Origin of the sequence: Burkholderia sp. Ac-20392, assembly GCF_017104585.1 — a bacterium.
GTDB classification, from domain to species: domain Bacteria; phylum Pseudomonadota; class Gammaproteobacteria; order Burkholderiales; family Burkholderiaceae; genus Burkholderia; species Burkholderia lata.
Genome location: NZ_JAAGPB010000234.1, coordinates 1 through 12948, shown reverse-complemented (window position 1 = coordinate 12948; position 12948 = coordinate 1). Strand labels below are relative to the sequence as shown.

The window sequence follows — 12948 nt, the reverse complement described above, 5'->3', positions numbered from 1 at the left end:
CCGCCGAGCAGCGAGCCGTTCGCGGCGTTGACGATCGCGTCGACATCGAGCGTCGTGATGTCGACGACCTGCGCATCGAGCGTGGTGGAATGGATCTGCAGCATGACAACCTCCCGGAACGCCGGAGACTGTTCAAGCGTAGCGCGCTTTGACGCCGCGCGCCCGAGGCAAACACGGCGCCAGGCGGCGCCGGGTCAAACTACTCGGCGCGTGCGTCGCGCCGCAGCAGGCCGCTGACGGCATCGCGCGGTGCGATGCCGTCGAACAGCACGCCGCACACGGCTTCGGTGATCGGCATTTCGATCGACTGCGCGCGTGCGATGGCCAGCACGGCCTGCGCGCAGCGCACGCCTTCGGCCACGTGGCCGAGCGCACCGAGGATGTCGTTCAGCGTGCGGCCGGCCGCCAGTTGCAGGCCGACCGTGCGATTGCGCGACAGGTCGCCCGTGGCGGTGAGGATCAGGTCGCCCAGGCCCGTGAGGCCCGTGAAGGTTTCCGCACGGCCGCCGAGCGCGACGCCGAGGCGCGACATTTCAGCGAGGCCGCGCGTAATCAGCGCGGCGCGCGCGTTCAGCCCGAGACCGAGGCCGTCGGCGATGCCGGTCGCGATCGCGAGCACGTTCTTCACCGCGCCGCCGACCTCGACGCCGACCACGTCGTCGCCCGTATAGATCCGCATCGCGCCATGATGGAACGCGGCGAGCGTACGCTCGCGGCATTCGGCGGACGTGCTCGCCACCGTCAGCGCGACGGGCAGCGACTGCCCGACTTCGCGGGCGAAGCTCGGCCCCGACAGCACGCCGTTGCTGTGCTGTTCGGGCAACTCGGCCGCGATCACCTGATGCGGCAGCAGATGCGTGTCGGCCTCGAAGCCCTTGCAGACCCAGACGACATGCGCGGGCACGCAGCCTGCGTCGCGCATCGCGTGACACAGCGTGCGCAGCCCGGCCACGGGCGCGGCGATCACGCACAGTGCGTCGTCCGCGGCGCCATGCGCGAGCGCGGCGCCGAGATCGGCGTCGTAGCGCAACGCGTCAGGCAGCGCGATGCCGTCCAGATAGCGGGAATTTTCGTGCCGGGCCTGCAGCCCGGCGATGAGCGCGGCGTCGCGCGCCCACAGAAGCGTATCGTGCCGCGCGGCCAGATGGCCCGCGAGCGCGGTGCCCCAGGCACCGGCGCCGAGAACGGCTACTTTCATACCCAGCACCGGTCCTCCGAGTAAAACGTCAGTTCAGCGTCGTGCCGTTCGGTGCGCCTGCTGCGGCACCGGCCTGCTGCTGAAGCTGCGCGAGGCGCTGTTCGTACAGTGCCTGGAAGTTGATTTCCGCCAGGTGGATCGGCGGGAAGCCCGCGCGCGTGATCGCGTCGGCGATGTTCGAACGCAGGTACGGGAACAGGATCGTCGGGCAAGCGATGCCGACGAGCGGGTCGAGCTGTTCGTCCGGAATGTTGCGGATGTCGAAAATGCCGGCCTGCTTCGCTTCGATCAGGAACGCGACCTTGTCCTTCACCTTCGCGGTGACGGTGCCCGACACGACGACTTCGAACACGCTTTCCGCGAGGCGGTCGGCCTTGACGTCGACTTCGACTTCAACCGACGGCATGTCCTGCTCGAGGAAGATCGCCGGCGAATTCGGCTGCTCGAGCGACATATCCTTCAGGTAGACGCGCTGGATGTTGAAGAACGGTTGGTTTTCGACGTCGGACATGGTGTATCCCTAAAAGTGGTGACGGGGCGGCCCGGCTTCTCGCCGGCCGCCACGGATGATTCCTGCGCGCCCAAGCCGCGGCGCGGCCGGCGGCCATTCTGCCCTAATCAGGCCGCTTGCAGAAGCGGTACGAGCCCGCCTTCGCGGTCGAGCTTCGACAGATCGTCGTAACCGCCGACGTGCGTGTCGCCGATATAGATCTGCGGCACCGTGCGGCGCCCCGTGCGCGTCATCATTTCGTCGCGGCGGGCCGGATCGCGGTCGATCAGCACCTTCTCGATCTGCTCGACACCGCGCAGCTTCAGCAGGCGCTCGGCCTGGATGCAATACGGACACACCTGCGTGCTGTACATCAAAACCTTGTTCACTTCGCCACTCCTTGTTTGACGACCGGCATCCCGGCCTGCTGCCAGGCGGCCACGCCGCCCTCGAGCACGTGCACCTCGGCGTAGCCCGCCGCCTCGACCTCGCGCGCCGCCTTCTGCGACTGCTGGCCGTTCTGGCAGACGAGCAGCACCGGGGTGCTCTTGTTCTTCGCGACTTGCGCGATCTTCGTGCCGATCTCGCCCGCCGCCACCTGACGTGCCGACGGCAGGTGGCCGGCAGCGAAATCGGATGCGGCGCGCACGTCGATCACGACCGCGTTGCGGCGATTGATGAGTTGCGTCGCCTCTGCGGCGGACAGGCCGCCGCGGCCGCGGCGCAGCGCGGGCCAGGCCAGCAGGCCGCCGGATACCACCAGGATCGCGATAAGGGCCAGGTTGGTGTAATCGGTAAAGAACGTCACGGAATTCCGCCGGAAAAAGAGAAATCGGATGAGGACAATCCCGCCATTATAAAATAACCGTCTTGCGCGATGGCGGGCCCGGGTCGGGTCCTGCGCGACGCGCCACAGCTTCCTTCACTACCGACCGCAAGATCCATGTACAAACTCGTTCTCATCCGCCACGGCGAATCGACGTGGAACAAGGAAAACCGCTTCACCGGCTGGGTCGACGTCGACCTGACCGAACAGGGTCGCAACGAGGCCTATCAGGCCGGCGAATTGCTCAAGGAGGCCGGCTACACGTTCGACATCGCGTACACGTCGGTGCTCAAGCGCGCGATCCGCACGCTGTGGCACGTGCAGGACAAGATGGACCTCATGTACCTGCCGGTCGTCCACTCGTGGCGCCTGAACGAGCGCCACTACGGCGCGCTGTCGGGCCTGAACAAGGCCGAAACGGCCGCGAAGTTCGGCGACGACCAGGTGCTCGTGTGGCGCCGCAGCTACGACACGCCGCCGCCCGCGCTCGAATCGACCGACGAACGCGCGCCGTTCAACGACCCGCGCTATGCGAAGGTGCCGCGCGAGCAGCTGCCGCTCACCGAGTGCCTGAAGGACACGGTCGCGCGCGTACTGCCGCTGTGGAACGAGTCGATCGCCCCGGCGGTCCGCGCCGGCAAGCAGGTGCTGATCGCCGCGCACGGCAACTCGCTGCGCGCACTGATCAAGTACCTCGACGGCATCTCGGACAGCGACATCGTCGGCCTGAACATCCCGAACGGCGTGCCGCTCGTGTATGAACTCGACGAGAACCTCAAGCCGATCAAGCACTATTACCTCGGCGACCAGGACGCGATCGCGCAGGCGCAAGCCGCCGTCGCGAAGCAGGGCAAGGCGGGCTGACGCCCGTCGGCCGGGTGAGCCGGGCGGGCCGCGTCCGGTCCGGCCCGCCCGGCCCCTGCCCCGGCCCTTGGCCGGCGCACCGCGCGAACCTTCGCGGCGCCGGCGCTGTCGAAACCGCTTTCGAACCCGCAGCGCGTGCGGCGGTGCCCCGCCAGGCCGGCTCCGGGCCCTTTTCGACGCTTTTCGCGCCGTTCCACTGAGTTATCGGACGAACAGTTATACTTGTCCGCTACATCATCCCCGCTACCGCCACGCGCTTCCCGACCGCACCAGATCTCTATGCGAATGAAATTGAAGAACATCGGCCTGATTGCCGCGGGCCTCGCCACGGGCGTGTTCGCCACGCTGCAGGTTTCCGCATCGGCCGAGCAGACCGCCACGGCGCCGCTTCCCCTCGACCAGCTCCGCCTGTTCGCGGAAGTTTTCGGACAGATCAAGCGCGAGTACGTCGAACCGGTCGACGACAAGAAGCTGCTGACGGCCGCGATCAAGGGCATGGTGTCGAGCCTCGACCCGCACTCGTCGTTCCTCGACAAGACCGACTATGACGAGCTGCAGGAGCAGACGAAGGGCCGCTTCGCGGGTCTCGGCATCGAGATCTCGCAGGAAGACGGCCTCGTCAAGGTGATCTCGCCGATCGAAGACACCCCCGCGTTCCGCGCCGGCATCCGTCCGGGCGACCTGATCACCCGCATCAACGACAAGCCGGTGCGCGGCATGACGCTCGACAAGGCCGTCAAGCAGATGCGCGGCGAGCCGGGCACCAAGGTCACGCTGACGATCTTCCGCAAGAGCGACGACCGCACGTTCCCGGTCACGGTCACGCGCGCGATCATCAAGGTCCAGAGCGTGAAGATGAAGATCCTCGATCCGGGCTACGCGTATGTCCGCATCACGAGCTTCCAGGAGCGCACGACGCCCGATCTCGCCCAGAAGCTGCAGGACATCGCGCGCCAGCAGCCGAACCTGAAGGGCCTCGTCCTCGACCTGCGCAACAACGGCGGCGGCCTGCTGCAGAGCGCGGTCGGCGTGGCCGGCGCGTTCCTGCCGCCCGACTCCGTCGTCGTGTCGACCAACGGCCAGATCGCCGATTCGAAGCAGGTCTACCGCGATACGTACGACAACTATCGCCTGCCGTCCTTCGATGGCGATCCGCTGAAGAACCTGCCGCCGGTCTTCAAGACCGTGCCGATGATCGTGCTGACGAACGCCTATTCGGCGTCCGCGTCGGAAATCGTCGCCGGTGCGCTGCAGGATTCGAAGCGCGCGCAGATCATGGGCAAGACGACGTTCGGCAAGGGTTCGGTGCAGACGGTCCGCCCGATGACGGCCGACACCGCACTGCGCCTGACCACCGCGTACTACTACACGCCGAGCGGCCGTTCGATCCAGAACAAGGGCATCACGCCGGACGTGCCGGTCGATCAGTACGCGGACGGCGATCCGGACGACGTGCTCGTGACGCGCGAAGTCGACTACTCGAACCATCTTGCGAACACGCAGGATCCGAACGAGAAGAAGGAACAGGAAGACCGCGAGCAGCGCCGCATGGATCAACTGCGCATTCTCGAAGAGCAGAACGACAAGAAGACGCCGGAGCAGCGCCAGAAGGATCGCGATCGCAAGCCGATCGAGTTCGGCAGCGCCGACGACTTCATGATGCAGCAGGCGCTCAACAAGCTCGAAGGCAAGCCGGTCCAGGAATCGAAGTCGCTGCTCGCCGAGAGCACGACCAAGAGCCCGGCCGGCAAGGCTGCGACCTCGAAGGCATCGGGCGCAAGCGCGAAGCCGGCAGCCGCACCGAAGCCCGCGTCGGCGCCGCAGTAAGCGCCGGCCGGCATCCGACGGGCCATCGCGGGAAGACCGCGATGGCCCGTTTTTCATGCGCGCCTAAAATAACGACACATACGCCGCCTCGCCACGACTCCCCATGAACGACGATCAACTCCTTCGCTACTCCCGTCACATCCTCGTCGACGAAATCGGCATCGAGGCGCAGCAGCGCTTTCTCGATGCGCATGCGATCGTCGTCGGCGCGGGTGGCCTAGGCTCGCCCGCCGCGATGTACCTCGCGGCATCGGGCGTCGGCACGATCACGCTCGTCGACGCCGACACGGTCGACCTCACGAACCTGCAGCGGCAGATCCTGCACGTGACCGCATCGGTCGGCCGCCACAAGGTCGAATCGGGGCGCGACGCGCTCGCACAGCTGAACCCCGAGGTGAAGGTGAACGCGGTCGCGGAGCGCGTCGACGATGCATGGCTCGACGCGCACGTGCCGCATGCGACCGTCGTGCTCGACTGCACCGACAACTTCGCGACGCGGCATGCGATCAATCGCGCGTGCGTCGCGCATGGCGTGCCGCTCGTATCGGGCGCCGCGCTGCGCTTCGACGGCCAGATCAGCACGTTCGATTTCCGCGACCCGGCCGCGCCCTGCTATGCGTGCGTGTTCCCGGAAGACCAGCCGTTCGAGGAAGTCGCATGCGCGACGATGGGCGTGTTCGCGCCGACGGTCGGGATCATCGGCGCGATGCAGGCCGCCGAGGCGCTGCGCGTGATCGGCGAAATCGGCAAGACGCTCAACGGCCGGCTGATGATGCTCGATTCGCTGCGGATGGAATGGACGACAATGAAAATCGCGCGCCAGGCCGACTGCCCCGTGTGCGGGGGCCGGCACTGACGCGCGACGGGCATGCGCCTGTCGGCGCATGCTTGGTGACACTTCGCTAAGGTTTTAGCGGCGACGCAGGTGCGTCAAGCAGCCGCGTCCGCGCGCGGCTCCGCGACCGACAGGCGCTGCAATGCGGCCTGCACTTCCTCCGGCTCGAACGCGGCAAGCACGTCGGCCGTCGGCTTTTCGAGCGCCTTCAAGTGCGCACGCAGGATCTCCTGCTTCACGACGAGCAGCTGGCTCGGGTGCATCGAGAACTCGGTGAGCCCCATCCCGAGCAACAGGCGCGTGAGCGCCGGATCGCCGGCCATTTCCCCGCACACCGACACGGACACGCCCGCGCGCTTCGCTTCGCGCAGCGTATAGGCGATCAGGTGCAGCACGGCCGGATGCAGCGGGTCGTACAGGTGCGCGACCGCGTTGTCCGCGCGGTCGATCGCGAGCGTGTACTGGATCAGGTCGTTCGTGCCGATCGACAGGAAATCGAACCGCTTCAGGAACAGCGGCAGCGCGATCGCCGCGGCCGGGATCTCGATCATCGCGCCGAGGCGCACGTTCGGGTCGTACGCGAGCCCCGCGTCGTCGAGCTGGCGCTTCGCCTCGCGGATCAGGTCGAGCGTCTGGTCGATCTCCTGCGCGTGCGCGAGCATCGGGATCAGGATCTTCACCTGGCCGAACGCGGACGCGCGCAGGATCGCGCGCAACTGCGTCAGGAACATCTGCGGCTCGGACAGGCTCCAGCGGATCGCGCGCAGGCCGAGCGCGGGGTTCGGCGCCGTCTCGTAGCCTTCGTCGAGCGCCTCGAGCGGCTTGTCCGCGCCGACGTCGATCGTGCGGATCGTCACGGGCATGCCCTTCATCCACTCGACCGCCCGCTTGTACGCGGCGAACTGCTCCTCCTCTTCCGGCATCTCCTTCTGATGCATGAACAGGAACTCGGAGCGGAACAGCCCGACGCCGACCGCGCCGGCCTCGACGGCCGCCTTCGCGTCGTCGGGCAGCTCGATGTTCGCGTACAGCTCGATCTTGGTGCCGCACAACGTTTGCGTCGGCGAGAACTTCAAACGCTGCAGCTTGCGTTGCTCCAGCAGCTTCTCGGACTGCCGGTACGAATATTCCTCGAGGACGATCGGCGCCGGATCGACGATCACGATGCCCTGGTCGCCGTCGACGATGATCAGGTCGTCCTGGCGGATCAGCGCGCTCGCATGCTGCACGCCGACCGCGGCCGGAATGCCGAGGCTGCGCGCGACGATCGCCGTGTGCGACGTACGCCCGCCGAGGTCGGTGACGAACGCCTGGAACGACTGCGACTTGAACTGCATCATGTCGGCCGGCGCGATGTCGTGCGCGACGACGATCATCTCGTTCGTGCCGTTCTTGGCCGCGCGATCCAGTGCCTGCGACGCGGACGGCGCACCCGCGAGCGCCTTCAGCACGCGCTCGACCACCTGCTCGATGTCGGCCTTGCGCTCGCGCAGGTATTCGTCCTCGATGTCGTCGAAGTGGCGCGTGAGCAGCTCGAGCTGCTCGGTCAGCGCCCACTCGACGTTGTAGCGACGCGTGCGGATCAGGTCGATGGTTTCCTGTACGAGCATCTCGTCGCTCAGGATCATCGCGTGGACGTCGATGAATGCGCCGACTTCGCTCGGCGTGTCGTCGGTCAGGTCGGCGCGCAGCGCTTCGAGTTCGTGATGCACGACCTCGAGCGCCGTGCGGAAGCGCTCGACCTCCGCATCGATCTGGTTTGCCTCGACCAGGTAATGGGCGACGTCGAGCGCCGCCGGCGCGATCAGATACGCTCGCCCGATCGCGATACCACGTGAGACGGGAATGCCATGCAGCGTGAAGGACACGCGCACCTCCTCTGTACAAGTAAAGCCGCGGCACACTGCTGCGATGCGCTTATGACCCCGGTTAGCGATTATAAATTCCGCGACTCCCCGCTGACTGCATGCACCGCAGCATTGCGCATTCCGCATCAATGCTTCCGACGAAAAAAATGCCGCGGAATCCGCGGCATTCTGACTGGAAACGGCAACGATCCCGCGTGCGGATCACTGGCCTTCGCCGAACTTGTCGGCGATCAGCTTCAGTAGCGCGTCCATCGCTTCCTGCTCGTCGGACCCTTCGGTCTCGATCGTCACGGTGCTGCCGATGCCCGCCGCCAGCATCATCACGCCCATGATGCTCTTCGCATTGATCTTGCGCCCGTTGCGCGTCATCCAGACTTCCGACTGGAAGTTGCCGGCCAGTTGCGTAAGCTTGGCCGATGCGCGCGCATGGAGCCCCAATTTGTTGACGATGGTGGTTTCTTGTTGAAGCATGATTCTCGGTCGGGTCGGTCGGGGCCGCCGGCGGCGCGCGTCGGCGGTGCTGTCTAAAACGGAAAACGGGAAATCAGTGCGACTCGGTGCGCGGCTGCGGTTCGGGCGGAATCGGCGCGCACTGGCCGCAGCCGGTTTCCGTCGGCGGCGGCGGCGTACCGGCCGACACCTCGTGGACGCCCTTCGCGCCGCCGGACAGCGCCTTGTCGACCAGCTTGTCGAGCGGCACGGTGCGGTAGCAGACGGCCCGCACGAGCATCGGCAGGTTCACGCCCGCGAGCACGCGCACGTTGTCGATCTTGGCCAGCTGGCCCGCGATGTTCGCGGGCGTCGCGCCGTACATGTCGGTCAGCACGACCACGCCGTTCTCTTCCTTGAGCCGTGCGAGTTCCGCGTGCGCGAACGCCATCACCTGGGTCGGATCGCTGTCCGCCGTCACGTCGATACAGCCGATGCGGGCGGGCACGCCGCCATAGATGTGCGCGATGCAGTCCCGCAGCGCGGTGGCGAGCGGGGCGTGCGCGATGATCAGGATCCCGGCCATGTCAGATCGCTCCCGGCCGCCCCTGGCGGGCCGACACCCCGCGGCGGGGCAATGAGCGTAGCGAGTGTGGGAAACGTTCCATGTTCAGCCTTGCAACAGTTTCGGCCCGACCGCCGGGCCTTTGGTGCGCGATCGCGGCACCGGGCAAGCGGGCATTGTAGCAGGCCGGTCGAACTGCTCCGGCGACGGGGGACCTGCGCGGCCGCCGCCGGGGTTGCGCGGGAAAGCGGCCTACGCGGCCGCACGCTCCAGCGCGTCGATGAACATCGCGGCGACGTCGAAGCCCGTCTGCTCCATGATCTCGCGGAAGCACGTCGGGCTCGTGACGTTCACCTCGGTCAGCCAGTCGCCGATCGCATCGAGGCCGACCAGCAGCAACCCGCGGGCCGCAAGCACGGGCCCGAGCGTTTCGGCGATCTCGCGATCGCGCGCGGTCAGCGGCTGCGCAACGCCGAGCCCGCCCGCTGCCAGATTGCCGCGCACTTCGCTGCCCTGCGGAATCCGGGCGAGCGAAAACGGCACCGGCTCGCCGCCGATCAACAGGATGCGCTTGTCGCCGGCCTTGATCTCGGGGATGAATTTCTGCGCCATCACCGAACGCGTGCCGTCGTGACTCAGCATCTCGATGATCGAACCGAGGTTCATGCCGTCCGGCTTCACGCGGAACACGCCCATCCCGCCCATCCCGTCGAGCGGTTTCAGGATCACGTCGCCGTGCTCGGCGTGGAATGCGCGCAGCCGTTTCGCGTCGCGCGTGACGAGCGTCGGCGCGACGAACTGCGGAAACTCGCCGATCGCGAGCTTTTCCGAATGGTCGCGGATCGACTGCGCCTTGTTGAACACGCGCGCGCCGGCACGCTCGGCCAGCTCCAGCAGCCAGGTCGACGTCACGTATTCCATGTCGAACGGCGGATCCTTGCGCATCAGCACCGCGCCGAACGATTCGAGGCGGCGCGCGTCGACCGGCCCGGCCTCGTACCACGTCTCGCGATGCGGGTCGTCCGGGTCGCCGACGAACGTGATGCGGCGCACGTCGGCCTCGACGGCCGAACCCGTCCACGCGAGGTGGTTCGGCTCGCACGCGTACACCGCATGCCCGCGCCGCGCCGCCTCGGCCATCATCGCGTAGGTCGAATCCTTGTAGATCTTGAAGCGCTCGAGCGGGTCGGCGATAAAGAGAATGTCCATGAGGTCCTGTACTTGGCGAAGGTCCGTTACACCTGGATGGCTTCGGGATCGGTCTTTTCCAGTTCGATCGACGACGCGATCAGCGACAGCCGCGCGACGACGCCGTACATGTAGAAACGGTTCGGCGGCGCGGCACCCGGCTTCGCGCCGGCATCCGGCAGCGCGGTGTGCTCGAAGCCGAGCGGCACGTAGTGCATGCCGGGCGCGTTCAGGTTCTGGTCGCGCTCACGGCCGGCGTGCGTGCGGTAGAAGCCGCCGACCACGTAACGGTCGATCATGTACACGACGGGCTCGGCGACTTCGTCGCCGACGCGCTCGAACGTATACACGCCTTCCTGCACGATCACGTCGCGCACCGCGAGGCCGGCCTTCGATTCGGCCATCTGCGCGCGCTCGGCCTTCGACATGCGACCGATCTCGGCCGCGTCGTGCACGGTCATCACGCCGCGCCCCGCCGTGCCCGCGTCGGCCTTCACGACGACGTACGGCTTCTCGCTGATCCCGTATTCGCGGTACTTGCGCGCGATCTTCTTCAGCACGCCGTCGATCGCGTCGGCGAGCGCCTGCTCGCCTTCATGCGCCTGCCAGTCGACGCCTTCCACGTGCGCGAAATACGGATTCACCATCCACGGATCGACGCCGACCATCTTCGCGAACTTCTTCGCGACGTCGTCGTAGCACGAGAAGTGCGTCGACTTGCGGCGCACGGCCCAGCCTGCGTGCAGCGGCGGCAGCAGGTATTGCTCGTGCAGGTTTTCCAGCACGGCCGGGATGCCGGCCGACAGGTCGTTGTTCAGCAGGATCGAGCACGGATCGAAATTCTTCAGGCCGAGGCGGCGCTGCGAACGCTCGAGCGGCTCGAGCACGATCTTCTGGCCGTCGGCCAGCGTGATCGGCGTCATGTCGGTGATGCTCGGGTCGAGCGAGCCGAAGCGCACGTTCAGGCCGGCCTGGCGCATGATCGTCGCGAGCCGTGCGACGTTTTCGAGGTAGAACGCGTTGCGGGTCGGCAGCTCGGGAATCACGAGCAGGTTCTTCGCGTCCGGGCAGATCTTCTCGATCGCGGCCATCGCAGCCTGCACGGCGAGCGGCAGCACTTCGGACGGCAGATTGTTGAATGCGCCGGGAAACAGGTTCGCGTCGACGGGCGCCAGCTTGAAGCCGGCGTTGCGCAGGTCCACCGAACAATAGAACGGCGGGGTATGTTCCTGCCATTCGAGCCTGAACCAGCGTTCGATCGCAGGCGTCGCGTCGAGGATCTTCTGCTCGAGTTCGAGCAGCGGACCGTTCAACGCCGTAACGAGGTGGGGAACCATGAATCACTCGCGAGCGGGAGAATGAAGATTGTAGAGCAATTGCCCTGCCCATTTGGGGATTGTTCCCGGCTTCGCAAGGGTTTGGAGGAAGTTTTCGGCTATTGACCCGATAGCGCGAAGGGTTATGCGCTACGGCAGTGGGTGACAGGAGAAAAAAAGCCCGCCGGGTGGGCGGGCCGAAGTCGCTGCGCTCATTCATGGCGGGCGCCGTCGTCGCGGCGGCCCGCCGGTCATCCTTGTGACTTATTCGACATGCTCGCCGTGCAGGACCACGTCGAGGCCTTCGCGCTCTTCCTCTTCCGACACGCGCAGACCGATCGTCAGGTCGATCAGCTTCAGCAGCACGAAGCTCAGCACGCCGCTGTAGACCAGCGTGATCAGCACGCCCTTGGCCTGCAGCAGCAGGCTGCCGTCGGCGCCGCCGATGTCCTTGACCGCGAACACACCCGTCAGCAGTGCGCCGAGAATCCCGCCCACGCCGTGCACGCCGAACGCGTCGAGCGAATCGTCGTAGCCGAGCTTCGACTTGAGCCACGTCGCCGACCAGAAGCACACGACGCCGGCCGCGATGCCGATCACGAGTGCGCCCGTCACGCCGACGAAGCCGGCCGCCGGCGTGATCGCGACGAGACCCGCGACCGCACCCGACACGATGCCGAGCACCGACGGCTTGCCGTGCGAGATCCACTCGGCGAACATCCAGCCGAGCGCCGCGCAGGCCGTCGCGACTTGCGTCGTCAGCATCGCGAAGCCGGCACGACCGTCGGCCGCGACCGCGGAACCCGCGTTGAAGCCGAACCAGCCGACCCACAGCATCGAACCGCCGATCATCGTCAGCACGAGGTTGTGCGGCGCCATCGATTCACGACCGAAGCCGATGCGCTTGCCGAGCATCAGGCACGACACGAGGCCCGCGATACCGGCGTTGATGTGCACGACGGTGCCGCCCGCGAAGTCGAGCACGCCATCCGACGACAGCCAGCCGGTCGGCTCCCACACCATGTGCGCGATCGGCACGTAGACGATCAGCGACCAGAGCGTCATGAACACGAGCATCGCCGAGAACTTCATCCGGTCGGCGAACGCGCCGCAGATCAGGGCCGGCGTGATGATCGCGAACGTCATCTGGTAGACGAAGTAGACCGACTCCGGAATCGTCGTCGCCAGGTGGCTGACGGTCAGCGTCGTCGCCTTGTCGCCCTTGACGTAGGTCATCCCGTGCAGGAACGCACGCGACAGGCCGCCGATGAAGCCGTTGCCCGGCGTGAACGCGAGGCTGTAGCCGACCACCGTCCACAGCACCGTGATCACCGCGGTGATCGCGAAGCTCTGCATCACGGTCGCGAGCACGTTCTTCTTGCGGACCATGCCGGCGTAGAACAGCGCGAGGCCGGGGATCGTCATGAACAGCACGAGCGCGGTGGAGGTCAGCATCCACGCGGTGTCGCCCGCACTGATCTTCGACGAATCAACCGAGAACGGCTCGGTCGGCGCGGCCGGTGCGGCCGGGGCCGAAGCGGA

13 protein-coding genes and 1 pseudogene are annotated in these 12948 nt (G+C 66.7%); 3 read left to right on the top strand and 11 right to left on the bottom strand.

Features of this window, described 5'->3' with window-relative positions:
- The 5 genes and pseudogenes from G3N99_RS23425 to G3N99_RS23405 form a co-directional block, all read right to left on the bottom strand.
- A pseudogene (locus G3N99_RS23425) lies at positions 1-104 on the bottom strand (O-acetyl-ADP-ribose deacetylase); the annotation flags it as partial.
- A 95-nt stretch (positions 105-199) separates the two neighbouring features.
- Positions 200-1198 carry an NAD(P)H-dependent glycerol-3-phosphate dehydrogenase gene (locus G3N99_RS23420; RefSeq protein ID WP_011353284.1) on the bottom strand — a complete coding sequence of 333 codons (999 nt, stop codon included), beginning with the start codon at positions 1196-1198 and terminating at the stop codon, positions 200-202.
- 28 nt (positions 1199-1226) lie between these two features.
- Positions 1227-1709: a protein-export chaperone SecB gene (gene secB, locus G3N99_RS23415; RefSeq protein ID WP_011353285.1), complete on the bottom strand. Its 483-nt coding sequence runs from the start codon at positions 1707-1709 to the stop codon at positions 1227-1229.
- A 107-nt stretch (positions 1710-1816) separates the two neighbouring features.
- Entirely contained in the window at positions 1817-2077 is a 261-nt protein-coding gene (grxC, locus tag G3N99_RS23410) for a glutaredoxin 3 (protein ID WP_039346228.1), read from the bottom strand.
- The gene (locus tag G3N99_RS23405) at positions 2074-2496 is read right to left on the bottom strand and encodes a rhodanese-like domain-containing protein (RefSeq protein ID WP_011353287.1); all 423 of its coding nucleotides are present in this window, start codon (positions 2494-2496) and stop codon (positions 2074-2076) included. Before G3N99_RS23405 ends, grxC begins: the two co-directional genes overlap by 4 nt.
- Before the next feature lie 135 nt (positions 2497-2631).
- Between G3N99_RS23405 and gpmA the strand changes: the two genes are divergently transcribed.
- The 3 genes from gpmA (at position 2632) to moeB (ending at position 6061) form a co-directional block, all read left to right on the top strand.
- Positions 2632-3378 (top strand): 2,3-diphosphoglycerate-dependent phosphoglycerate mutase, encoded by a 747-nt coding sequence (gene gpmA, locus G3N99_RS23400; RefSeq protein WP_206123581.1) that lies wholly within the window; start codon positions 2632-2634, stop codon positions 3376-3378.
- 279 nt (positions 3379-3657) lie between these two features.
- Positions 3658-5205, top strand: coding sequence for a S41 family peptidase (locus G3N99_RS23395; RefSeq protein ID WP_174937775.1), 1548 nt, complete (start codon positions 3658-3660; stop codon positions 5203-5205).
- Positions 5206-5308: 103 nt separating this feature from the next.
- Positions 5309-6061, top strand: a complete 753-nt coding sequence (moeB, locus tag G3N99_RS23390; RefSeq protein WP_174989616.1) for a molybdopterin-synthase adenylyltransferase MoeB — start codon at positions 5309-5311, stop codon at positions 6059-6061.
- A gap of 74 nt (positions 6062-6135) precedes the next feature.
- Here moeB and ptsP read toward each other — a convergent pair whose 3' ends face one another.
- The 6 genes from ptsP to G3N99_RS23360 all read right to left on the bottom strand — a co-directional run.
- The gene (gene ptsP, locus G3N99_RS23385) at positions 6136-7908 is read right to left on the bottom strand and encodes a phosphoenolpyruvate--protein phosphotransferase (RefSeq protein ID WP_174948095.1); all 1773 of its coding nucleotides are present in this window, start codon (positions 7906-7908) and stop codon (positions 6136-6138) included.
- A 201-nt stretch (positions 7909-8109) separates the two neighbouring features.
- Positions 8110-8379, bottom strand: coding sequence for an HPr family phosphocarrier protein (locus G3N99_RS23380; RefSeq protein ID WP_011353292.1), 270 nt, complete (start codon positions 8377-8379; stop codon positions 8110-8112).
- Between the two features lie 73 nt (positions 8380-8452).
- Positions 8453-8923, bottom strand: a complete 471-nt coding sequence (locus tag G3N99_RS23375; RefSeq protein WP_011353293.1) for a PTS fructose transporter subunit IIA — start codon at positions 8921-8923, stop codon at positions 8453-8455.
- 231 nt (positions 8924-9154) lie between these two features.
- Positions 9155-10111 carry a glutathione synthase gene (gene gshB, locus G3N99_RS23370; protein WP_206123580.1) on the bottom strand — a complete coding sequence of 319 codons (957 nt, stop codon included), beginning with the start codon at positions 10109-10111 and terminating at the stop codon, positions 9155-9157.
- A gap of 26 nt (positions 10112-10137) precedes the next feature.
- Positions 10138-11427 carry a glutamate--cysteine ligase gene (gshA, locus tag G3N99_RS23365; RefSeq protein ID WP_011353295.1) on the bottom strand — a complete coding sequence of 430 codons (1290 nt, stop codon included), beginning with the start codon at positions 11425-11427 and terminating at the stop codon, positions 10138-10140.
- 243 nt (positions 11428-11670) lie between these two features.
- The coding region (locus G3N99_RS23360; protein ID WP_241011807.1) for an ammonium transporter at positions 11671-12948 on the bottom strand (1278 nt) is incomplete at its 5' end.

What these genes read in the sequence shown, in the direction of transcription:
- secB (WP_011353285.1), bottom strand. Translation starts at nt 1,709, where the DNA reads ATGTCCGACGTCGAAAACCAACCGTTCTTCAACATCCAGCGCGTCTAC.
- G3N99_RS23375 (WP_011353293.1), bottom strand. Translation starts at nt 8,923, where the DNA reads ATGGCCGGGATCCTGATCATCGCGCACGCCCCGCTCGCCACCGCGCTG.
- gshB (WP_206123580.1), bottom strand. Translation starts at nt 10,111, where the DNA reads ATGGACATTCTCTTTATCGCCGACCCGCTCGAGCGCTTCAAGATCTAC.
- G3N99_RS23395 (WP_174937775.1), top strand. Translation starts at nt 3,658, where the DNA reads ATGCGAATGAAATTGAAGAACATCGGCCTGATTGCCGCGGGCCTCGCC.
- G3N99_RS23380 (WP_011353292.1), bottom strand. Translation starts at nt 8,379, where the DNA reads ATGCTTCAACAAGAAACCACCATCGTCAACAAATTGGGGCTCCATGCG.
- gpmA (WP_206123581.1), top strand. Translation starts at nt 2,632, where the DNA reads ATGTACAAACTCGTTCTCATCCGCCACGGCGAATCGACGTGGAACAAG.
- moeB (WP_174989616.1), top strand. Translation starts at nt 5,309, where the DNA reads ATGAACGACGATCAACTCCTTCGCTACTCCCGTCACATCCTCGTCGAC.
- G3N99_RS23420 (WP_011353284.1), bottom strand. Translation starts at nt 1,198, where the DNA reads ATGAAAGTAGCCGTTCTCGGCGCCGGTGCCTGGGGCACCGCGCTCGCG.
- gshA (WP_011353295.1), bottom strand. Translation starts at nt 11,427, where the DNA reads ATGGTTCCCCACCTCGTTACGGCGTTGAACGGTCCGCTGCTCGAACTC.